Consider the following 20,765-nt stretch of genomic DNA (forward strand, 5'->3'; position numbering starts at 1 on the left):
GCTCCACTGTAGAGGACTGTCGCAAGGAGTCGAGTGCGTGCGTGTTCGACGGATTCTAGGGTTGCGCATGCTCGAGTTGATCGAGTATCTCCTGAGTGAATTGCTTACGCTCGGACGGTCCGACGGTGGATACATGTATGAGGGTCGCCCCATTCAGCCTGTAGGCGTCGTCGCCCAAATCGCCGTACAGCAGCACGGTGTTGGAGTCGGGGCGGCGTTCTGTCCGCCTGTCGAGGCTTGCGCTGGCGGCAAGGCAGCCCGGTATAGCTGCCACGACTCGGCTGAACGCGGTGCCGGATGCAACGCTGTCGGGGTATACCGCAACGTTCTGGGTCAGCATCAGCGATCCGTCGATCAGCGGGTGTGGGATAGCCGCCGCATACGTGACCGAACGAAATTGAGTCCAATTGTGTCCGAAGACGGTTTGTTGGTCGTAGACCGCGCGGCACGGTGCGGACGTGTCCGTGATAGCGACTGGTACGGTTCGTTCCCCGTGATCGGGTTCATTCGGCGCCTCGAATCCCTGTATTCCGGAGATCTGTCGCACTTCGTCGAGTGAGAGTACGGCGGGTGGTTTATCGGAACTGGGGCTCGATGTCGGAGTGACAGTTGAATCGTTGCCGCACGCAGCCGCAACGAAAGCGCAACAAACTAGCGCTGCGGTGCTGAGATTTATACGGACCATGGCTTGCTGACTCTCGGGACGTTGGCAAGCCCGGATGGTCCAGTGATTCCGAGCGGTCCACGGGCGCCCGCAGGTGCTGTGGTCGTAGACCCGCCCGGCACGGTAGGAGGTGCTATGCCGCTGAGGTCTAGTCCGAGTTCAGAACCTTCGCGTGTCAAATCACCAAGTTCCTTCAGGAGTTGATCGCGTTCTTGATTCCATGCCTTGCCTTGCGCCGCATACTCTGGACGGTCAGGAGGCTTGCTGGCGTTGTGTCTCCGGATCTTATCCATCAGCTCCTTGAACTTGATCGTCCACTCAGCGACTTTCGCGTCTGGCGTGGGTTCCCAAGGGTCAGGGGCGGGGGTGGTTGTCGGGCTCTGCTTCCAGCCGCTTTTCTTGCCGCCAGCGAGCGCGCTCTTTTTGTCGTCTCCACCGATTTCGTCGTATTCCTTGCCGATGCCGCGGACGCGTTCTCCGATGGCGGTCATTTCGTTGTTGGATTGTTGGATGATGTCGCTGATCTGGCCGAGGCCCTTGCTGGCGATGGCGAGTTTGACGTATTCGCCGGATTTGTCGTTGGGGGCTGAGGCGGCGGCGCTGGTGACCCAGTCGCGGATCTGGTCGAGGTTTTGTCGGCCGGCGGTGACGACGGCGGCGGAGCGGTCGACTTCGGTGGCCATCCGCTGGTCGAGGTCGGCGAGTTTGCCGTAGAGGGCGGCGTGTTGCTGGTTTTTGGCGGTGTAGGCGTCGGCGGCTGAACCTTGCCAGCGGGAGTCAGGCGTGGCGGCTTGGACGGCGGTCTGCATGTCGCGTAGTTGTGAGCTGCGGTCGAATTCCGCGCCGGTTTGTGGTGCGCCGGAGCCGAAGGTGTTGCGGGCTTGGTCCCAGGTTGAGTAGAAGGCGTCGAGCGCGCTCATCGGATCAGTCTAAGGGCGACGCGGCGGCCGTAATGACAGCAGATCCGACCCATCGCCGCAGGTAGGCGCGCAGTGCCTCGCCGGTGCGTGGCGGCCGGCCGGGATCGATGACGAACGATTGGATGATCCGCAGCAGATGCTCGGCGAGCTCATCGAGGTCGTCGTCGGTGAATCCGAGGCCGGCCCAGTCGACGTCGAACCGGCGCAGCACAGCCCGGGCGAAATCCACCGCCACGTCCGAGGTCACCGACTCGGTGTGCACGTCGGCACGCCCGGGAGCGATCAGCAGGCCGATGTGCTTGTCCTTCGGGAGCCACTCCAGTGCGGTGGCGATCGCTTCGGTGACAGCCTCCACGGGATCGGTGATGCCCTGCAGGTGCGCGGCCAGCCGGTCGAGGAAATCGCTGGCAGCATGCACCGCGGCGGCCACCAGCAGCGCGTCGGTGCTGGGGAAGTACCGGTATACGGTTTGACGGGTGACACCGAGGGTGCGGGCGACGTCGGCGATGGAGAAGTCGGCGCCGCGCTCGTCGATCGCCTTGCTGGCGGCGGTCAAAATGCGCGCGACGGCCTCGTCATCGGTGGCGGGCGCTGAGCCGGCCCAGCCGTGGGTACGCACCCGGGAATTGTAGCCAGCTACCGGTAGGCGACCTGCAGATCCTTGACGCCGTTGATCCAGCCCGACCGAAGCCGTTGCGGTTCAGCCAGTTTGGAGATGTTCGGAATCTGGTCGGCGATCTCGTTGAAGATCAGCTTGATCTCCATGCGAGCCAGGTTGGCGCCGATGCAGTAGTGCGCGCCGTTGCCGCCGAACCCGAGATGTGGGTTGGGATCGCGCAGAATGTTGAACTGGAACGGGTTGTCGAACACGTCTTCGTCGTAGTTGGCGGAGCTGTAGAAGAGTCCGACGCGTTGCCCGGCGCGCACGGTGACACCGCCGATTTCGGTGTCGACCAGAGCGGTGCGCTGGAAGCAGTGCACGGGGGTGGCCCACCGGACAATCTCGTCGACGGCTGTCGCGGGCCGTTCGCGCTTGAAAAGCTCCCATTGGTCCGGGTTTTCGAAGAACGCGTTCATGCCGTGCGTCATGGCGTTGCGGGTGGTCTCGTTGCCGGCCACTGCAAGAAGGATGACGAAGAACGCGAACTCGACGTCGGTGATGGATTCACCACCTCCGTCGCTCAGGTCGGCCTGCACGAGCTTTGTGACGATGTCATCGGCCGGACACTGACGGCGCTGCTCGGCCATGTTGTACGCGTAGCCCATCAGCTCGGCGTTGGCCGTCGTCGGATCGCTGTCGAAGTCTGGGTCGTCGGTGTTCATGATCGCGTTGGTCCAGTGGAACAACCTCTCCCGGTCGGCTTCCGGCACTCCGATCAGATCGGCGATGGCCTGCAGCGGAAGACACATCGCGATGTCTTCGACAAAGTTGCCGGAATCTCGTTCTTTGGCGGTGGCCACGATCTCGCGCGCGGCGACGGCGAGCTTCTCCTCCAGCGTGGCCACGGCTCGCGGCGTGAACAGTCGCGACACGATCTTGCGCAGCCGGGTGTGCTCAGGTGCATCGTGATTGATCAGAAGGGCTTTGGTCAGGTCCAGTTGCTCGCTGGTGACGCCCTCGGGCAGGCGCATGACCGCGCCCTTGGCATTGGTGGACCACACGTCGCCGCCGTTGCGGGAGATGGTCTTGATGTCCTCGTGCCGGCTGACCACCCAGTAGCCGCCGTCGTTGAAGATCGATTCGCCCTGCTCGTTCCACCACACCGGGGCGGTCTTGCGCAGCTGGGCGAACTCGGCGACCGGGATGCCATGGAGCAGCACCTCGGGGTCGGTGAAGTCGTATCCCTGCCCGAACGGACAGGCGCTCAGTGTCGTCAAACCGACCATCTCCTCGTGTGACGTCGAACACTTTCTTGAGTTTGACCATACACCTCGGTGTCAACTGTATGCCCTAAGGCGTGCGGCTACGCTTTACGTCCGTGCGCGTCCTCGTGATCGGATCCGGTGCCCGTGAACACGCTCTGCTCCTGGCGCTGCGTCGGGATCCAGAGGTCGAAGAGGTGGCGATCGCCCCCGGCAATGCGGGAACGGCGATCATCGCCGACCAGTACGACGTCGACGTCACCTCCGGCGAAGCGGTCGTCAAACTCGCCCAGCGGCTGAAGTCCGACCTCGTGGTGATCGGCCCCGAGGTGCCGCTGGTGCTCGGGGTCGCGGACGCGGTGCGTGAGGCAGGCATCGCCTGCTTCGGTCCGACGAAGGACGCCGCCCGCATCGAAGGCTCCAAGGCCTTCGCCAAGGACGTCATGACCAAGGCCGGAGTCCGGACCGCGAGCAGTGAGATCGTCGACAACCCCGGGCACCTCGATGCGGCGCTGGACCGCTTCGGCCCGCCGGCCGGGCAGGCCGCCTGGGTGGTCAAGGACGACGGCCTGGCCGCGGGCAAGGGTGTGGTGGTCACCACCGACCCCGACACCGCGCGGGCACACGCCGCCAGCCTGCTCGACTCCGGCCACCCGGTGCTGCTGGAGTCGTTCCTCGACGGCCCCGAGGTTTCGCTGTTCTGTGTGGTCGACGGCGAGACCGTGGTCCCGCTGCTGCCCGCGCAGGACTTCAAGCGTATAGAGACAGGCGACTCGGGACCCAACACCGGCGGCATGGGTGCCTACTCACCGCTGCCGTGGCTGCCCGAAGCCGTGATCACACAGATCGTCGACGAAATCGTCAAACCCGTTGCCGCAGAACTGGTTGCGCGGGGCAGCTCGTTCTCGGGCCTGCTGTACGCAGGCCTGGCCATCACGTCGAATGGGCCCGCGGTGGTCGAATTCAACTGCCGCTTCGGCGATCCCGAGACGCAGGCGGTGCTGGCGTTGCTGGAGTCACCGCTGGGGCAGCTGTTGCGCGCGGCTGCGACCGGTGAACTGGCATCGTTCGGCGACCTGCAATGGCACGACGGCTATGCCGTCGCCGTGGTGGTGGCTGCCGAAAACTACCCGGGCCGGCCTCGGCTCGGTGACGTGATCACCGGGTCGGAGGCCGACGGCGTGCTGCACGCCGGTACCGCGCGTCGCGATGACGGCGCCATCGTTTCCTCCGGCGGCCGGGTGCTCTCGGTGGTGGGTACCGGCCCTGACCTGTCGGCTGCCCGCGACGTCGCGTACTCGTTGGCCAAGTCAATCAAGTTGCCGGGCAGCCACTTCCGCACTGACATCGCCCTGGCCGCGGCCGAGGGACGCATCGGCCTCTAGGGCTCACCTTCCTAGCGCGAGCAGACGCTGCGGAACCGGAAGCGCGGCGTGTCGGGTACCGCACTGTCTGCTCGCGGGAGAAGGTGACGCGCGGGAGAAGGTGACGCGGGAGAGGGTGACGCCGGGATCAGGCCACCAGCAGCGGAGCCATCCAGGAGATCTCGGCGGGCAACTGCTGACTCCAGAATCCTGAGTCGTGACCGCCGGGGGAGAAGCCGCCGGCCGGAGGGTGGGGCAGCTGCGCGATGAACTGCTGAGTGGCTGAGTAGAAGGGATCGCTGTTGCCGCAATCGATCCGGATCGGGATCGATGCCAGTGCCGGCAGTCCCCACACCGTGTTGGCGGCGTAGTCGTCGGCGCCGTCGAAGGCGCCGGGCGCGGTCGCCCCGGACGATGTCCACAGCGCCGGGCTCACCGCGCAGATCGCCGCGGTGCGCGCAGGTCCCAGTCGTGCACCGAGCAGCAGGGCGCCGTAGCCGCCCATCGACCAGCCGAGGAAGCCCACCCGCGAGGTGTCCAGACCCTGATCGCCCAGCATCGGGATCAGCTCGTTCAGCACCATCGCCCCCGAGTCCTCACCGGACGCGCGCTTGTGCCAGTAGCCGCCTCCGCCGTCGACGGCGACGACCGCAAACGGTGGCAGGCCGGCCGCAACCGCTTGTGCCAGGCCGTTTTCCACGCCGCCCGCCATCACCTCGGCGGCGTCGGAACCCTTGCCGTGCAGGGCGATCACGGGTCGCAGCTTGCCGGTCTGGCCGGGTGGGCGGGCGATGGCCCAATTGGTGTCGACGCCGCCGCGGGCTGCGGACGTGAACGATCCGCTGACGTAGGTCGGGGCGGCAGCGGGCGGATTGGCCATCGCGGGAGCGGACGGAAGGGCTACCCCCAGCGTGTAGGCACCGGCCGCACCGGCACCGAGGCGCAGCAGGGCGCGACGGTTCAAGTCAGGCATGGCGGCCATCTTGCCATCGCGTGATCGCCACCGGCGAATGGCTCCGGTGCGCGACAAACCTGAGTAGAGGCTGATGAATTGCCGAAAGCGCGATGGCGCGTCGGCTCAGCTGGCAGCATGCTAGTGGTGACAGCAGCAGTCACTCCGAAGGGGGAGCGTCGGCGATACGCCCTCGTAAGGGCGGCCGCTGACCTGTTGTGTGAGGGCGGATTCGACGCCGTTCGTCACCGTGCGGTGGCCCGCCGGGCAGGTTTGCCACTCGCGTCGACCACCTACTATTTCTCGTCGCTCGACGACCTGATCGCCAAGGCCGTGGAGGACATCGGAATCCGGGAAGCCGAGCAGCTGAAGGCCGGCGTGGCCGCGTTGAGCCGTCGCCGCCGCGGCGCAGAATCGACGGCCGACGTGCTGGTGGACCTCCTGGTCGGGGATTCTCCGGAAACCCGGGTCACCGAGCAGTTGATCTCCCGCTACGAGCGCTACATCGCGTGCGCGCGCCAGCCCGGGCTGCGCGACATCCAGCGCCGCATCCGGCAACAGCGCACCGATGCCGTGGTGGAAGCGGTCGAACGGTCGGGCCGGGCGGTGCGTTCGGAATTGCTGACCGCGCTGGTGTGCGCGGTGGACGGCGCGGTGGTCGCGTCGCTCATGGACGAAGGTGACGGTCCCCGCGCCAGTGCGCGCGCGACGCTCATCGATGTGATCGATGTGCTCGCCCCGGTCGACGAGCGGCCCGTGCACATCTAAGTATTGCCGCGCAGCTTCTCAATCCTGTTCTGCAACAACTCTGTTCGGTGCGCATTGCCTTCCAGACCGATATAACGCTCGCCGTACACCGCGAGCAGGACGTCGTCCAGGCGGCGCACCGCGCCCGGCGGGAACCGGTATCCCATGGCGTCGTTGACCTTGTCGGCGTTCACCGAATCGAGCAGCCCGCTCAGCGCGTCCAACGACGTGATGCCGAGTTCCAGCAGCAGCCCCGAGATCCAGCCGTAGTGGTCGGTGCGTGACCATCCCGCATCGGGGTAACGGTTGCCCAGATACGTGGCCAGCACGGGCGTGGCGATCCGCGAATCCGTCGACCAGTCGGATTCCTCTTCGGTGACCGTCGTACGCAGCCGCTGGCGGATCGCGGTGAACTCCCGATCGGCCAGCTCGAGCAGCCCCGCCGCGAGAGTGAAGCGACGGTCGAGATCGGCGCCGTGCTCGGCAGGGATCTGCCCCTTGTAGCGGATGTCGTGCTCGAATTCTGCCCATGCGTGCTGCAGCACCGTGCGCACCTGGATCGAGGCCGGTTGCGTCTCGCCCTCGATGCCGACCAACAGGTGCCGGCTGGCATAACCCCAGCGACCCTTGCGCGCGGTCTGCAGGCCGATGTCCTGGTCATCCAGGAGTCGCATCTCCGTGGCGAGCAGATGGGCGACCGTGTCGACGTCCTCGCGCAGATAGGTGATGACCCGCAGCCCGACTTGATCGGTGATCTCCACCAGCGGGTCGGTGTAGAGCCGGCGCCCGTCGACAGTCCGGTCGACCTTGGCGGCGAAGGACTCGACGCTCTTGGTCCGTGCCGTGATGCTGAGGTAGTTGATGCCGGCGTCGTCGAGCAGGGCGGTCACCAGTTCCAGATAGTGCTCGGTGGCGGTGACCAACGCGGGACGCCGTCGCCGGTACTCGGCCACCGCGTTCTGTGCGGTCAGCACGGCCGGAGGCGCAGGTTGGTTCGAGGGTTCTTTTCGAGGGCGGGGGAGCCTCTCGGCAGGCAGTGACGGGGTGACGATGTAGCCGGAGGCGACGTCGCCGTAGATCGTCACGTCTTCCGGCCGGTGGTACCAATACAGCCCGATGTAGGCACAGATGAGGGCGTCGACCGGGTCTTCGTCACGGTCCAGCTGGCCGGGGCGCGTCGCGGCTTCGACCCGCTTGCGCAGCTCGACCCAGCTGACGCTGCGGTTTGCCCGCAGCCGCGGTGTCGCCTTGTCGAGCTCTTCGATATGGGTCATCAGTTTCAGCAGCTCGCGCTGGCGATCCTCGAACGAGCCGCGCTTGTACTTCAGCGTCTTGTCGAGGCCGAACAGCACGACGGTCGCCGGGTGTGGGTAGACCTCGATTGCCCGTCGATGGGACGACGAGGAGGGGTCTATGTCCAGGTCGAGCGCGGACGCGATGCGCGCGGCGCGCGGATGCCTGAACTCTGGCCGCTCGGTGAACGCGGGGCGCGCGCCGGCGTCGAACCGCTGGAAATCCCGGTTGAGCTCCCGTTCGCACGGCCGGTAGCCCTCGGCGTTCTTGACGATCAGCGGTGCGTCGATGGCGACCAGACAGTCATCCTTGACGTACGGCCTGATGGTTGCTGCGATGCTGTCGTCGTCCTGTGCCACGCCGACGTGAAGAACACGCCCGTCCGCGTCGATCGCCGCGACACCGGTCTGATTCTTCTCGCCCCAGGCGAGGTCGAGCCCGACGAAGTGCATCCGTCCACTGTCTCATTGGTGTGCCCGGCTGGCCCGTAAGCTGTGTGTTCGTGACGATTCCGAATGTTCTGGCCAACCGCTACGCCAGCGAGGAGATGGTCGCGATCTGGTCGCCAGAGGCCAAGATCGTCGCGGAGCGCCGCCTGTGGCTCGCTGTCCTGCGTGCCCAGGCCGAGCTGGGGGTCGACGTGCCCGAGGGCGTGATCGACGACTACGAACGCGTCCTGGAGAACGTCGACCTGGCCTCTATCGCCGCGCGCGAACGCGTGACCCGCCACGATGTGAAGGCCCGCATCGAAGAATTCAACGCCCTCGCCGGCCACGAACACGTGCACAAGGGCATGACCAGCCGCGACCTCACCGAGAACGTCGAGCAGCTGCAGATCCGCAGCTCCCTGGAACTGGTGTTCGCCCATGGTGTCGCGGTGGTGGCCCGGTTGGCCGAGCGCGCCGTGGTGTACCGCGACCTGGTGATGGCAGGCCGCAGTCACAACGTCGCCGCGCAGGCAACCACGCTGGGCAAGCGGTTCGCCTCGGCGGCCGAGGAAAGCTTGGTGGCCCTGCAACGTGTCCGTGAGCTGATCGACCGGTACCCGCTGCGGGGCATCAAGGGGCCGATGGGCACCGCGCAGGACATGCTCGACCTGTTCGACGGCGACACCGGCAAGCTGGCCGAGCTGGAACGCCGGGTTGCCGAATTCCTGGGATTCACAGACGTTTTCACCAGCGTCGGGCAGGTGTATCCGCGGTCGCTGGATCATGACGTGGTGTCGGCGCTGGTGCAGCTGGGCGCCGGCCCGTCGTCCATGGCGCACACCATCCGGCTGATGGCCGGGCACGAGCTGGTGACCGAGGGCTTCGCGCCGGGACAGGTCGGATCGTCGGCGATGCCGCACAAGATGAACACCCGCTCCTGCGAGCGGGTCAACGGCCTGCAGGTCGTGCTGCGTGGTTACGCGTCGATGGCCGCGGAACTGGCCGGAGCGCAATGGAACGAGGGCGACGTGTTCTGTTCGGTGGTGCGCCGGGTCGCGCTGCCCGACGCGTTCTTCGCCATCGACGGACAGACCGAGACCTTCCTGACGGTGCTCGACGAATTCGGTGCCTACCCCGCGGTGATCCAGCGGGAACTGGACCGCTATCTGCCGTTCCTGGCCACCACCCGCATCCTGATCGCCGCCGTGCGCGCCGGAGTCGGCCGCGAAGCCGCCCACGAGGTGATCAAGGAACACGCGGTCGCTGTCGCGCTCGCCATGCGCGAGCAGGGCAAGGAACCCGACCTGCTGGACCGGCTGGCCGCAGACCCGCGACTGCCGCTGGACCGGGTCGCGCTGGAGACGGCTCTGGCGGATCGGCAGGCGTTCACGGGAGCCGCGGGCGCGCAGGTCGATGGCGTTGTCGCGGCCGTCGACGAACTGGTCAGCCGGTACCCGGAAGCAGCCAAGTACACCTCGGGTGCCATCTTGTGACATTGGCAGATCTGACCGATCTGGACAATTTCGCTCATGGGTTTCCCCATGAGCTGTTCGCCGAGCACCGGCGGGCAGCGCCGGTGTACTGGCACCCGCCGACGGAACACACCCCCGACGGCGAGGGCTTCTGGTCGGTGGCCACCCACGCTGAAACCCTTGCGGTGCTGCGTGATCCGTCGACGTTCTCGTCGGTGACCGGGGGTTCGCGGCCATTCGGCGGCACCCTGCTGCAGGATCTGTCCATTGCGGGACAGGTTCTGAACATGATGGACGACCCACGGCACTCCGAGATCCGGCGGCTGGTGAGTTCTGGGCTGACGCCCAGGATGATCCGCCGCGTCGAGGAGGATCTGCGGGCGCGGGCGCGCGGGCTACTGGATGCTGTGTCGCCCGGCGAGGAGTTCGACTTCGTGGTCGACGTAGCGGCGGAACTTCCCATGCAGATGATCTGCATCCTGCTGGGAGTTCCGGAGTCTGAACGGCATTGGCTCTTCGAGGCCATCGAGCCGCAGTTCGACTTCGGCTCGGCCCGCACGGCGTCGGTGGGGCAGTTGTCGGCCGAGGAGGCCGGCACCCGGATGTACACCTACGGGCAGGAACTCATTGCCGCCAAACGGGCCCACCCCACCGACGACATGCTGTCGGTGGTGGCCAACGCGTCACTGGCGGAGACACTGACCCCGCTCTCTGACGTCGAGCTGTACCTGTTTTTCAGCCTGCTGTTCAGCGCGGGTGCAGAGACCACCCGCAACGCGGTCGCGGGCGGCCTGCTGGCGTTGATCGAGAACCCGGATCAACTGCAGATGTTGCGTTCAGATCCGACGCTGTTGCCGACCGCGATCGAAGAGATGGTGCGCTGGACCTCGCCGTCACCCTCGAAGCGTCGTACCGCGACCCGTTCGGTGTCCGTCGGAGGCTGCGATATCGAGGCCGGGCAGAAGGTTCAGGTGTGGGAAGGCTCGGCCAACCGCGACGAGTTGGTGTTCCCCTCCGTCGACGTATTCGACATCACGCGTAAACCCAATCCGCACTTGGGATTCGGTTACGGCGTGCACTACTGCCTCGGCGCCAATCTGGCCCGCTTGGAGCTGCGCGTGCTGTTCGAGGAACTCCTCGCGCGGTTCGCGTCGGCCCGACTGGTCCAGCCTGTCGAATGGACCCGCAGCAACCGGCACACCGGCATCCGGCATCTGGTGGTGGAGCTCGGGGCGTGAGGCCCGAGATGTTCGCGATGGTCATGGCGACGGGCATCGTGTCAATCTCCGCAGCGGATCACGGCTTCGGCATCATCAGTGTCCCGTTGGCGGCTCTGGCCGTCGTCGCGCTTCCGGTATTGATGTATCTGGCTGCCGTTCGATGGCGGACGTTCGATCTGCGCGACATCGACACGGTTCTCGGCCTTTTCACGTATGTGGCGGCTTGTGCAGTGCTGGCCTCGAGATTCGCCGATCACCCGATCGCAGTGTGGGGCCTCGGAGCGATGGGTCTTGCGGGGTGGTTGTCCCTCGTGCCGATGCTGCTGGCGAGGATGTGGCGGTTGGGCCCGACCAGGCTGCGCGACCGGGCACGTGGCACCTGGGAACTCGCCAGCGTCGCGACGTCCGGACTCGCCATCGTATTCGTGGCCGAGAGAATCCTGTTCTGGGCGTTGATCTTCTGGGGCTGCGCGCTGGTGGCCTACTGCGTGATGACGTCGCTCATCGCGTGGCGGGCGTTGGGCGAACCGCAAGCTCGACGCAACGTGCCACCTGATCATTGGATCCTGATGGGTGGCCTGGCGATCGCCACGTTGGCCGGCGAGCACATTCACGCCGCACTGCCTCCGGGCCCCCTCGCCGATGCCGTGCGGATCGTCACCATCGCGACCCTCGCAGTCGCCACGGTGCAGATCGTGCCCCTGGCCATCACGAGTTGGCGGCAGATGCTCGACTGGCCGGCGGTGTTCCCTCTCGGCATGTACTCGGCGGCCACGTTCGCCATGATGCTCGAAACCGGTTGGCGGCCATTGGCTGTGGTCTCGCTGGTGTTCTTCTGGATCGCGTTTGCGGCGTGGCTTGCCGTCGCGGTCAGCGTGACCCGTCGGTTGATTCGCCTAACCTCGGAGCATGGACTCAGGCCAGAATGACCACCTCCGCGTCTCCGACGCCGAGCGGGCCAAGGTAGGCCAGCTGCTGGAGCGCGCGGTGAGCGAAGGAATGCTCACGCTCGACGAATTCACCGAGCGTTACGACGCCGCACTGGCCGCACGGACCCGCGGCGAATTGCGGGTCGTGCTCGCGGACCTGCCCATGGCGCCGACGGCCGCACCACGCCCGGCCCCGGAGGTGTTGCGGGGCCGCATGTCGTCGATCGTGCGGCGCGGGCAATGGACGGTAGCCCCGGTCCTGCAACTCAACACCCGGATGTGCAGCACCACACTCGACTTCACCTCAGCCGTGTTGCCCGGCCCGGTCGTGGAGATCCTCATCGACGACTATTGCAGTTCGACCGAGCTCATCGTGCCGGCCACCGCGACCGCCGACCTCAACGGCGTCGACGCCGTCGCGGGTAGTGCGACGGTCAAGGTGCGCACCAGCCCGCCGTCACAGCAGCTGCATCTCGTCGTGCGGGGCCGGGTCCGGATGGGCTCGGTCACCGTGCGCCATCCGTTCGGGAGCTGGCTGCGACGGCTGCACGGGACTCGATAGTGAAGCGGACCTCGCCGAGCACCCGGTGCGGGTGGCTGAGACTCCACAAATCACTCGGGGTTAGTCGAGGCGGCGCAGTCGCATGCCTGCTGAGCGCAGTTCGAGGGCGGCCAGGCCCCGGATGGCGCGTGGTTCCTCGCGGCGCCAGGCACCTACGGGGTCGTCGGACACCGCGGTCAGCTTGGACAGGGGGCGGTTGGCGAGGGCGCGCAACGCGAGGAGCTGCTCGCCCGCGGCAGTCGAGGCCAGCGTGATGGCGGTCCACTTGCGCCGGAAGAACCGCACGCGCAGGTACAGCCACGGCATCGCCACGAACAGGATCGGCGCGGCGGCCACGGCCAGCGCCAACACCCAGGCCAGCCAGCTGGCCGTGGAGTCGAGGCTGCTGCCTGCTCCGGCAATGTCCAGCGCCGCCTCGCTGGCTGCTCGCAGCGGCTTGCTCAGGGTGTCGCCGACCAGCGGTATGTGGTGAGCGCTGTCACCGGCCGAGTCCAGATTGTCGGCCACGCCGTTGGCACCGTCATGCACCTGGCGGCCCACCGTTGCGATGGTGGCGATGGCCGAATGCACGGCCATACCGACGAGCACCCACACCGTTATCCACGCCAGCACCGCGACGTCGCTGAACAGTTGTGCCAGCAATCGGCCGGGTCTGTGGGCATACGGCAGGTACCGCGATCTCATGGCACCGATCCCAACACATAGGCTGACCGGATGCGTCCCGCTCTGTCCGAGTACCAGCACCTGGCCAGCGGCAAGGTCCGCGAGCTGTACCGCGTCGACGACAACCACCTGCTGTTCGTGGCGTCCGACCGGATATCGGCCTATGACCACATCCTCGACTCGCAGATCCCCGACAAGGGCCGGATCCTCACGGCGATGAGCGTGTTCTTCTTCGACCACGTCGCGGCGCCCAACCATCTCGCGGGGCCTCCGGACGATCCCCGCATCCCCGAGGAGGTCTTGGGCCGTGCGCTGGTGGTGCGTCAGCTCAAGATGCTGCCGGTCGAGTGCGTGGCGCGCGGCTACCTGACCGGGTCGGGCCTGATCGACTATCAGAAGACGGGTTCGGTGTGCGGTATCCCGCTGCCGCCCGACCTCGGGGAGGCCAGCAAGTTCGAAGAGCCGCTGTTCACCCCGGCCACCAAGGCCGAAATGGGTGAGCACGACGAGAACATCTCGTTCGCCCAGGTGATCGATCTGGTTGGTCCGGTGCTGGCGAATCAGCTCAAAGCGCGCACGCTGCAGACCTATCTGCAGGGCGCTGATCACGCGTTGACCAAGGGCATCATCATCGCCGACACGAAGTTCGAATTCGGTGTCGACGAGAACGGTGACGTGGTGCTGGCCGACGAGGTCTTCACCCCGGACTCGTCGCGGTACTGGCGCGCGGATACTTACCAGCAGGGTGTGGTGCAGGACAGCTTCGACAAGCAGTTCGTGCGCAACTGGCTGACCGGGCCGGAGTCGGGCTGGGACCGCCACGGCGACGCGCCGCCACCGCCGTTGCCCGATGCGATCGTGGCGGCGACCAGGGACCGCTACATCGAGGCCTACGAACGGATTTCGGGCCTGCGCTTCGCCGATTGGATCGGCGCATGAGTCAGCCCGTGACCCCGCCCATCGCCAAGCGCGGCAACCATCGTCGCGAACACCACGGCGACGTGTTCATCGACCCGTACGAGTGGCTGCGCGACAAGAACGATCCCGAGGTGATCGCTCATCTCGAAGCCGAGAACGCGTTCACCACGTACTCGACGGAGTATCTGGAGCCCTTGCGGCAGAAGATCTTCGATGAGATCAAGGCCCGAACCAAGGAGACCGATCTCTCGGTCCCCACCCGCCGGGACAACTGGTGGTATTACGCCCGCTCCTTCGAGGGCAAGCAGTATGGCGTGCATTGCCGCTGCCCGGTCACGGATCCCGACGACTGGACGCCGCCCGAGTTCGACGAGCACACCGACGTTCCGGGTGAGCAGGTGCTGCTCGACGAGAACGTGGAAGCCGACGGTCACGACTACTTCGCGCTCGGTGCGGCCTCGGTCAGCCTGGACGGCAACGTGTTGGCGTACTCGGTCGACGTCAAGGGTGACGAGCGCTACACCCTGCGCTTCCGGGATCTACGTACCGGCCAGGAGTACGACGACACGATCGTCGGCATCGGTTCCGGCGCGACCTGGGCAGCCGACAGCAGGACGATTTACTACACCACCGTCGACGATGCGTGGCGGCCGGACACGGTGTGGCGGCACCGCCTCGCGGCGGGCCTGCCGGCCGAGAAGGTGTATCACGAACCCGACGAACGATTCTGGGTCGGTGTCGGCCGCAGCCGCAGCAACAAATACCTTTTCATCGCTGCGGGCAGTGCGGTCACGACCGAGGTCCGCTACGCCGATGCCAACGATCCGGAAGCAGAGTTCATCCCGGTATGGGAGCGGCGGGATCTGGTCGAGTACTCCGTCGAGCATGCCGTCATCGGCGGTGAGGACCGCTTTCTCATCCTGCACAACGACGGCGCCGAGAACTTCACGCTGGTCGAGGCACCGGTCAATGACCCCACCGCATTTCATCCGCTGATCGCTCACCGCGGCGATGTGCGTCTCGACGCCGTCGACGCCTTCGACGGTTTCCTGGTGATCAGCTACCGCAGTGAGGCATTGCCGAAGATTCAGCTGTGGCCCGTGAACGCCAACGGCGGGTACGGCACACCCGAGGAATTGACCTTCGACTCCGAGCTGACCGCTGCGGGTCTGGGCGGCAATCCGAACTGGTCGGCGCCCAAGCTTCGAATCGCCGCAACCTCATTCATCACCCCGGCCCGGGTCTATGACCTGGATCTCGCGACGGGACACCGGACACTGCTGCGCGAGCAGCCTGTGTTGGGCGGCTACCGGCCGGAAGACTATGTGGAGCGCCGGGATTGGGCGACCGCACCCGACGGCGCGCGGGTACCGATCTCGATCATCCATCGGGCCGGGCTGCAATTCCCCGCTCCCACGCTGCTGTACGGCTACGGCGCTTACGAATCGTGCGAGGATCCGCGGTTTTCGATCGCCCGGCTGTCGCTGCTGGACCGGGGCATGGTGTTCGCCATCGCCCATGTCCGCGGGGGCGGTGAGCTCGGCAGGCCGTGGTACGAGCACGGCAAGCTGTTGGAGAAGATGAACACCTTCACCGACTTCATCGCGGTGGCAAGGCATCTCATCGATACCGACCTGACACGGCCGCAGAACCTGGTGGCCCTAGGGGGCAGTGCCGGTGGTCTGCTGATGGGCGCGATCGCCAACATGGCACCGGAGCTGTTCGCGGGCATCCTGGCCCAGGTGCCGTTCGTCGACGCGCTCACCACGATTCTCGATCCGTCGCTGCCGTTGACCGTCACCGAATGGGACGAGTGGGGAAATCCGTTGGAGGACCCCGAGGTTTACGCCTACATGAAGTCCTACACGCCGTACGAGAACGTCGCGGCCCGCGACTACCCGCCGATCCTCGCGATGACCTCACTCAACGACACCCGGGTGTATTACGTCGAACCTGCGAAATGGGTTGCGGCGCTGCGGCATGTCCAGTCCGACCCGGCGAACGATGCCGGCAAGGTGCTGCTGAAGACCGAGATGGTGGCCGGTCACGGCGGAATCAGCGGGCGCTACGAACGCTGGAAAGAGGCGGCCTTCCAATACGCCTGGCTACTGGCCGCCGCCGATCGCGACAACTATGGCAGCGGCCAGGTAGACAGCCTCTTCAGCGGTCCGAAGACCTAACCGGGTGGTCATCGTCTTCGGTGGGTTCGGCATCCGGGCCGCGTAGACATTGGCCGGAAACATGGCGAGCATCAGCAGGAAGAGGCATACTGCCGCGGCCACCCGCGTCGGCGGGTAGAGCAGTCCCAGCGCGCCGGCCAGCTCGAGTGCGCCGGTGACGGTCACCAGCAGTGCCGGCGCGGGAAGCCGCGGCGGCACTATCGCGATCATGTCTGCGCGCAACGGGTTGACGAAGTGCGCCACGCCCGTCATCACGAACATCGCCGCGAGGCCGACGGCCACGGCGCGGGGCCAGCTGTCGACGTAGTCGACCCCTGCCCAGCCGATGACGCGAGCAGCCACGCTGCCCAGAACCAGCATCAGGAACACGGCCATCGCGCACCCCAATCTTGTCATTGTCTAGTTGGATACGGTACCGCGAATCTAGTCGCTGTCAAGATCGAGGGATAGGATGGCTGCATGAGCTACCACCACGGTGATCTGAAAGCCGTGATCCTCGCCCAAGCCGCGACCCTGGTGGCGCAGCGCGGGGCCGACGGCGTCTCGCTGCGCGAACTGGCGCGCGCAGCCGGCGTATCGCACGCGGCGCCGGCGCACCACTTCACCGATCGGCGCGGGCTGTTCACCGCGCTGGCCACCGAAGGCTTCCAGTTACTGGCCAAGGCGCTGGCCGACGCGCGTCCCCAATTCATCGACGCCGCCAAGGCCTATGTCCGGTTCGCGCTGGACCATCCCGGCCACTACGCGGTGATGTTCGACAAGTCGCTCTATGACGAGACCAACCCCGAACTCGTCGTGGCGGCCGCGGCCGCGCGGGCCGAACTCGACAGCGGAGTCGGCACTCTCGTCGACCCAAAAGCCCACGCCGACCCCGAGGCTGCGGCGCTGGCCGCATGGTCACTGGTACACGGCTTCGCGTTGCTCTGGCTCAACGATGCGATCGACACAGGCGCCGACCCGCTCGGCGTCGTCGAGCGGTTGGGCCTGATCCTGTTCGACGCATAGGTGCGGTAGCGTCGACGTGTGAGCATCGACCAAATTCCGCTGACCACCCTCGACGGCACCCCAACCACGTTGGGCGCGTTGGCAACTGGCGCGGCGCTGGTGGTCAACGTGGCATCGAAATGCGGCCTCACCCCGCAGTACGCGGCGCTGGAGAAGCTCGCGCAAGACTACGGTGACCGTGGGCTCACGGTCATCGGCGTGCCCTGCAACCAGTTCATGGGGCAGGAACCCGGCACGCCCCAGGAGATCCAGACGTTCTGCTCGACCACCTACGACGTCACCTTCCCGCTGCTGGCCAAGACCGACGTCAACGGGCCCGACCGGCACCCGCTCTACGCCGCCCTGACCGAAGCCGCCGACGGCGACGGCGCGGCCGGCGACATCCAGTGGAATTTCGAGAAGTTCCTCCTGGCACCCGGCGGGGTGGTGGTCAACCGGTTCCGGCCGCGTACCGCGCCCGACGCGCCCGAGGTGGTGGCTGCCATCGAAGCCGTCCTGCCGCGATAGTCCAATCGACATTCGGCGGCAGAGTGTTGGAAACCGTTGCGTCATGTGACGTTGTCACACTGATGGGGTGACCGGACAACTCTTCGTCTCGATCTCACAGATCAGCGACCGCACGCTGGGCGACGTCGAATCGTTCTGCGCCGAACTCGACGGCCGGGGCGTGCCGGCCTCGCTTCTGGTCGCACCGCGACTCAAGGGCGGCTACCGCTTGGACCGCGACGCCCCGACCGTGGAGTGGCTGACCGCCCGCCGCGCTGCGGGTGACGCAGTGGTGCTGCACGGCTACGACGAGGCCGCCACCAAGAAACGTCGCGGCGAGTTCGCGAGCCTGCCCGCGCACGAGGCCAACCTGCGCATCATGGGCGCCGACCGCGTGCTCGAGCACCTGGGCCTCCGCACCAGGCTGTTCGCCGCTCCGGGGTGGACGGTTTCGCAAGGCACCGTGACCGCTTTACCGCGCAACGGCTTTCGGTTGCTGGCCGGGCTCAGCGGAGTTACCGACCTGGTCCGCCAGACCACGTTGCGGGCGCGGGTGCTCGGTATCGGCGAGGGCTTTCTCACCGAACCGTGGTGGTGCCGGACGCTGGTCCTGGCTGCTGAGCGCACCGCTCGACGCGAGGGCGTGGTGCGCGTCGCCGTGGCCGCCCGGCATCTCCGCAGGCCCGGTCCGCGACAGGCCATGCTCGACGCCATCGACCTGGCTTTGCTGCACAACAGTGTGCCCGCCGTCTACCACTGGGACGCCGATCCGGTACTGACCGACGCCGCCTGACTCGCGCTAGTCTTGCCTCTCATGGCAGACGCCGATGTCATCGTCGTGGGAGCGGGTCTGGCCGGACTGGTCGCCGCCTGCGAACTAGTCGATCGTGGACACCGCGTGCTCATCGTCGACCAGGAGAACGCGGCCAACGTCGGCGGTCAGGCGTTCTGGTCGTTCGGCGGGCTGTTCTTCGTCGACAGCCCCGAACAACGCAGGCTCGGCATCCGCGACAGCGAGGCGCTCGCACTGCAGGACTGGTTGGGCACGGCAGGGTTCGACCGGCCTGAAGACCACTGGCCCCGTGAATGGGCGCATGCCTACGTGGATTTCGCGGCGGGGGAGAAGCGCAGCTGGCTGCGGGCCCGCGGTCTGCAGACCTTCCCGTTGGTCGGCTGGGCAGAGCGGGGTGGTTACGACGCGCTCGGGCACGGCAATTCGGTACCGCGGTTCCACATCACCTGGGGCACCGGCCCTGCGCTCGTGGAGATGTTTGCCCGGCGCGTGCGCAACAACACGCACGTCCGATTCGCCCACCGGCACCGCGTCGACGAGCTGATCGTGTCCGACGGTCTGGTGATCGGGGTGCGGGGCTCGGTGCTTGAGCCGTCGTCAGCGGCCCGGGGTGTGGCGTCATCGCGGAATATAGTGGGCAGCTTCGAGTTCCATGCTTCGGCAGTGATCGTCGCCAGCGGCGGGATCGGCGGCAACCACGACTTGGTCCGCAAGAACTGGCCCACCCGCATGGGCCGGGTGCCCGAGCAACTGCTCAGCGGGGTGCCCGCCCACGTCGACGGGCGCATGATCGGCATCTCCGAGGCCGCGGGCGCGCGCGTCATCAACAGCGACCGGATGTGGCACTACACCGAGGGAATCACCAACTACGATCCCGTCTGGCCCGCACACGGCATCCGCATCCTGCCCGGCCCGTCGTCATTGTGGTTGGACGCCAACGGAAGACGTCTGCCGGTGCCGCTCTATCCCGGCTTCGACACCCTCGGCACCTTGGAGCACATCTGCCGAACCGGGCAGGATTACACGTGGTTCATCCTCAACGCCCGGATCATCGCCAAGGAATTCGCACTCTCGGGCCAGGAACAGAACCCCGATCTGACCGACCGTAGCGTGCGCGACGTGCTGGCGCGGGTCAGGCGGGGCGCGCCGGCTCCGGTTCAGGCGTTCGTGGACCGCGGCGTCGACTTCGTCAGCGCACATACCTTGCGCGAGTTGGTATCCGCGATGAACACGGTGCCCGACGTGGTCGAACTCGACTATGCGACGGTGGCGGCCGAGGTCACCGCCCGCGACCGGGAAGTGGCCAACCGCTTCACCAAGGATGGGCAGATCACCGCCATCCGTGCAGCCCGTGGCTACCTCGGTGACCGGTTGGGGCGCGTCGTCGCACCGCATCGGCTCACCGACCCGGAAGCCGGCCCCCTGATCGCCGTAAAACTCCACATTCTCACGCGAAAGTCGTTGGGCGGCTTGGAAACCGATTTGGATTCCCGGGTGCTGCGCGAGGACGGCACGGCGCTGCCCGGGCTGTACGCCGCCGGCGAGGCGGCCGGATTCGGCGGCGGCGGTGTACACGGCTACCGCTCGCTGGAGGGAACCTTCCTGGGCGGTTGCATCTTCTCCGGCCGCGCCGCCGGTCGGGGCGCGGCGGCCGACATCGCCTAGAACTCGGTGCCGTTTTCCTCTTCGAGGACCTGGAAATCGGTGGTGGTCATCTCGCTGAGCCGCCCGTAGTAGATTCCCCGCGCGTTGCGTTCGATGATGCCCTGGTGGATCGGCACCGCCCGGGCCGGTGCCACCGCGCGCAGGTATTCGACCGCCTCGGAGACCTTCATCCACGGCGCGGCTGCCGGGGTGGCCAGCACGTCGACCGGCTCTCCGGGCACGAACAGTGCGTCGCCCGGGTGCATCAACCGCGCCGGATGCTCGTCGTCGCCCAGCAGATACGAAATGTTGTCGATCACCGGGATTTCCGGGTGGATCACCGCGTGTCTGCCGCCGACCCCGCGCACGGTGATGTTGCCGACCTGGAATTCGTCGCCCACCTGCACGGCTTGCCACGCTCCGCCCAGTTGGGCGGCGGTCTGCGGATCGGCGTACAGGGCGGCCTGCGGGTTGGCGTCAACCAGCGCGGGCAGGCGGGCAGGGTCGGCGTGATCGGGGTGCTGATGGGTGATCAGGATTGCCGACAGGCCGGTGATGCCCTCGAATCCGTGCGAGAAATTGCCCGGGTCGAACAACACCGTGGTGTCCGACATGCTGGCCAGAAGGCATGAATGTCCGAAATGCGTCAATTGCATGCCTAT

General features: G+C 66.6%; 21 protein-coding genes. 12 read left to right on the top strand and 9 right to left on the bottom strand.

The features are described from left to right. Positions 1-55 precede the first annotated feature (55 nt). The 4 genes from RMCB_RS36715 to RMCB_RS31970 form a co-directional block, all read right to left on the bottom strand. Positions 56-340 (bottom strand): hypothetical protein, encoded by a 285-nt coding sequence (locus RMCB_RS36715; protein ID WP_029369896.1) that lies wholly within the window; start codon positions 338-340, stop codon positions 56-58. 332 nt (positions 341-672) lie between these two features. Further along, complete coding sequence (locus RMCB_RS36720; RefSeq protein ID WP_234792316.1) at positions 673-1,584, bottom strand: EspA/EspE family type VII secretion system effector; 912 nt, start codon at positions 1,582-1,584, stop codon at positions 673-675. A gap of 4 nt (positions 1,585-1,588) precedes the next feature. Next, positions 1,589-2,203 (bottom strand): TetR/AcrR family transcriptional regulator, encoded by a 615-nt coding sequence (locus RMCB_RS31965; RefSeq protein WP_029369892.1) that lies wholly within the window; start codon positions 2,201-2,203, stop codon positions 1,589-1,591. Positions 2,204-2,220: 17 nt separating this feature from the next. Next, the gene (locus RMCB_RS31970) at positions 2,221-3,471 is read right to left on the bottom strand and encodes a cytochrome P450 (RefSeq protein WP_036423988.1); all 1,251 of its coding nucleotides are present in this window, start codon (positions 3,469-3,471) and stop codon (positions 2,221-2,223) included. A gap of 92 nt (positions 3,472-3,563) precedes the next feature. Between RMCB_RS31970 and purD the strand changes: the two genes are divergently transcribed. Next, complete coding sequence (gene purD, locus RMCB_RS31975) at positions 3,564-4,832, top strand: phosphoribosylamine--glycine ligase (protein ID WP_062831958.1); 1,269 nt, start codon at positions 3,564-3,566, stop codon at positions 4,830-4,832. A 127-nt stretch (positions 4,833-4,959) separates the two neighbouring features. Here purD and RMCB_RS31980 read toward each other — a convergent pair whose 3' ends face one another. Further along, positions 4,960-5,793 (bottom strand): alpha/beta hydrolase, encoded by an 834-nt coding sequence (locus RMCB_RS31980; RefSeq protein ID WP_062831959.1) that lies wholly within the window; start codon positions 5,791-5,793, stop codon positions 4,960-4,962. A gap of 108 nt (positions 5,794-5,901) precedes the next feature. Between RMCB_RS31980 and RMCB_RS31985 the strand changes: the two genes are divergently transcribed. Next, positions 5,902-6,531: a TetR/AcrR family transcriptional regulator gene (locus RMCB_RS31985; protein ID WP_029369888.1), complete on the top strand. Its 630-nt coding sequence runs from the start codon at positions 5,902-5,904 to the stop codon at positions 6,529-6,531. Here the strand turns inward: RMCB_RS31985 and relZ are convergent. Further along, the gene (gene relZ / locus RMCB_RS31990; RefSeq protein ID WP_062831960.1) at positions 6,528-8,255 is read right to left on the bottom strand and encodes a bifunctional ribonuclease/(p)ppGpp synthase; all 1,728 of its coding nucleotides are present in this window, start codon (positions 8,253-8,255) and stop codon (positions 6,528-6,530) included. The genes RMCB_RS31985 and relZ overlap by 4 nt on opposite strands. 50 nt (positions 8,256-8,305) lie before the next feature. On the opposite strand from relZ, the gene purB reads away from it, so the two are divergent. The 4 genes from purB to RMCB_RS32010 are packed head-to-tail and all read left to right on the top strand — an operon-like array spanning position 8,306 to position 12,414. Further along, positions 8,306-9,724, top strand: coding sequence for an adenylosuccinate lyase (purB, locus tag RMCB_RS31995; protein WP_062832014.1), 1,419 nt, complete (start codon positions 8,306-8,308; stop codon positions 9,722-9,724). Then, a complete protein-coding gene (locus RMCB_RS32000) occupies positions 9,721-10,941 on the top strand; it encodes a cytochrome P450 (protein WP_062831961.1) in 1,221 nt (406 codons plus the stop codon). The genes purB and RMCB_RS32000 overlap by 4 nt, the downstream gene beginning before the upstream one ends. Further along, positions 10,938-11,852: a tellurite resistance/C4-dicarboxylate transporter family protein gene (locus RMCB_RS32005; RefSeq protein WP_109784493.1), complete on the top strand. Its 915-nt coding sequence runs from the start codon at positions 10,938-10,940 to the stop codon at positions 11,850-11,852. The genes RMCB_RS32000 and RMCB_RS32005 overlap by 4 nt, the downstream gene beginning before the upstream one ends. Continuing rightward, entirely contained in the window at positions 11,833-12,414 is a 582-nt protein-coding gene (locus RMCB_RS32010) for a DUF1707 SHOCT-like domain-containing protein (protein ID WP_062831963.1), read from the top strand. The genes RMCB_RS32005 and RMCB_RS32010 overlap by 20 nt, the downstream gene beginning before the upstream one ends. 60 nt (positions 12,415-12,474) lie before the next feature. Here the strand turns inward: RMCB_RS32010 and RMCB_RS32015 are convergent, their stop codons facing one another. Beyond that, positions 12,475-13,098, bottom strand: coding sequence for a hypothetical protein (locus tag RMCB_RS32015; RefSeq protein ID WP_062831964.1), 624 nt, complete (start codon positions 13,096-13,098; stop codon positions 12,475-12,477). A gap of 30 nt (positions 13,099-13,128) precedes the next feature. Between RMCB_RS32015 and RMCB_RS32020 the strand changes: the two genes are divergently transcribed. Both RMCB_RS32020 and RMCB_RS32025 read left to right on the top strand, forming a co-directional pair. Next, complete coding sequence (locus tag RMCB_RS32020; RefSeq protein WP_062831965.1) at positions 13,129-14,016, top strand: phosphoribosylaminoimidazolesuccinocarboxamide synthase; 888 nt, start codon at positions 13,129-13,131, stop codon at positions 14,014-14,016. Continuing rightward, positions 14,013-16,175 (top strand): S9 family peptidase, encoded by a 2,163-nt coding sequence (locus RMCB_RS32025; protein WP_062831966.1) that lies wholly within the window; start codon positions 14,013-14,015, stop codon positions 16,173-16,175. Before RMCB_RS32020 ends, RMCB_RS32025 begins: the two co-directional genes overlap by 4 nt. Here the strand turns inward: RMCB_RS32025 and RMCB_RS32030 are convergent. Beyond that, positions 16,101-16,550: a DoxX family protein gene (locus tag RMCB_RS32030; protein ID WP_062831967.1), complete on the bottom strand. Its 450-nt coding sequence runs from the start codon at positions 16,548-16,550 to the stop codon at positions 16,101-16,103. The genes RMCB_RS32025 and RMCB_RS32030 overlap by 75 nt on opposite strands. Before the next feature lie 84 nt (positions 16,551-16,634). Here RMCB_RS32030 and RMCB_RS32035 point away from each other — a divergent pair, with 84 nt between their 5' ends. The 4 genes from RMCB_RS32035 to RMCB_RS32050 all read left to right on the top strand — a co-directional run bounded on the left by RMCB_RS32035 (position 16,635) and on the right by RMCB_RS32050 (position 20,124). Then, a complete protein-coding gene (locus RMCB_RS32035; protein ID WP_062831968.1) occupies positions 16,635-17,180 on the top strand; it encodes a TetR/AcrR family transcriptional regulator in 546 nt (181 codons plus the stop codon). An 18-nt stretch (positions 17,181-17,198) separates the two neighbouring features. Continuing rightward, positions 17,199-17,687: a glutathione peroxidase gene (locus RMCB_RS32040; RefSeq protein ID WP_062831969.1), complete on the top strand. Its 489-nt coding sequence runs from the start codon at positions 17,199-17,201 to the stop codon at positions 17,685-17,687. A 67-nt stretch (positions 17,688-17,754) separates the two neighbouring features. After that, positions 17,755-18,459, top strand: a complete 705-nt coding sequence (locus RMCB_RS32045) for a DUF2334 domain-containing protein (protein WP_062831970.1) — start codon at positions 17,755-17,757, stop codon at positions 18,457-18,459. Positions 18,460-18,480: 21 nt separating this feature from the next. Then, the gene (locus tag RMCB_RS32050) at positions 18,481-20,124 is read left to right on the top strand and encodes an FAD-binding dehydrogenase (protein WP_062831971.1); all 1,644 of its coding nucleotides are present in this window, start codon (positions 18,481-18,483) and stop codon (positions 20,122-20,124) included. On the opposite strand, the gene RMCB_RS32055 is transcribed toward RMCB_RS32050, so the two are convergent. Then, positions 20,121-20,759, bottom strand: a complete 639-nt coding sequence (locus RMCB_RS32055; protein WP_062832015.1) for an MBL fold metallo-hydrolase — start codon at positions 20,757-20,759, stop codon at positions 20,121-20,123. The genes RMCB_RS32050 and RMCB_RS32055 overlap by 4 nt on opposite strands. Positions 20,760-20,765: the final 6 nt, after the last annotated feature.

Origin of the sequence: Mycolicibacterium brisbanense (genome assembly GCF_001570425.1) — a bacterium.
Lineage (GTDB): Bacteria > Actinomycetota > Actinomycetes > Mycobacteriales > Mycobacteriaceae > Mycobacterium > Mycobacterium brisbanense.

Bases quoted from the DNA above. Each gene is read 5' to 3' on its own strand.
- RMCB_RS32030 (WP_062831967.1), bottom strand. From the start codon at position 16,550: ATGGCCGTGTTCCTGATGCTGGTTCTGGGCAGCGTGGCTGCTCGCGTC.
- RMCB_RS31985 (WP_029369888.1), top strand. From the start codon at position 5,902: ATGCTAGTGGTGACAGCAGCAGTCACTCCGAAGGGGGAGCGTCGGCGA.
- RMCB_RS32035 (WP_062831968.1), top strand. From the start codon at position 16,635: ATGAGCTACCACCACGGTGATCTGAAAGCCGTGATCCTCGCCCAAGCC.
- RMCB_RS32055 (WP_062832015.1), bottom strand. From the start codon at position 20,759: ATGCAATTGACGCATTTCGGACATTCATGCCTTCTGGCCAGCATGTCG.
- RMCB_RS36715 (WP_029369896.1), bottom strand. From the start codon at position 340: ATGCTGACCCAGAACGTTGCGGTATACCCCGACAGCGTTGCATCCGGC.
- RMCB_RS31970 (WP_036423988.1), bottom strand. From the start codon at position 3,471: ATGGTCGGTTTGACGACACTGAGCGCCTGTCCGTTCGGGCAGGGATAC.
- RMCB_RS32015 (WP_062831964.1), bottom strand. From the start codon at position 13,098: ATGAGATCGCGGTACCTGCCGTATGCCCACAGACCCGGCCGATTGCTG.
- relZ (WP_062831960.1), bottom strand. From the start codon at position 8,255: ATGCACTTCGTCGGGCTCGACCTCGCCTGGGGCGAGAAGAATCAGACC.
- RMCB_RS32010 (WP_062831963.1), top strand. From the start codon at position 11,833: ATGGACTCAGGCCAGAATGACCACCTCCGCGTCTCCGACGCCGAGCGG.
- RMCB_RS32020 (WP_062831965.1), top strand. From the start codon at position 13,129: ATGCGTCCCGCTCTGTCCGAGTACCAGCACCTGGCCAGCGGCAAGGTC.
- RMCB_RS32050 (WP_062831971.1), top strand. From the start codon at position 18,481: ATGGCAGACGCCGATGTCATCGTCGTGGGAGCGGGTCTGGCCGGACTG.
- RMCB_RS32025 (WP_062831966.1), top strand. From the start codon at position 14,013: ATGAGTCAGCCCGTGACCCCGCCCATCGCCAAGCGCGGCAACCATCGT.
- RMCB_RS31980 (WP_062831959.1), bottom strand. From the start codon at position 5,793: ATGGCCGCCATGCCTGACTTGAACCGTCGCGCCCTGCTGCGCCTCGGT.
- RMCB_RS36720 (WP_234792316.1), bottom strand. From the start codon at position 1,584: ATGAGCGCGCTCGACGCCTTCTACTCAACCTGGGACCAAGCCCGCAAC.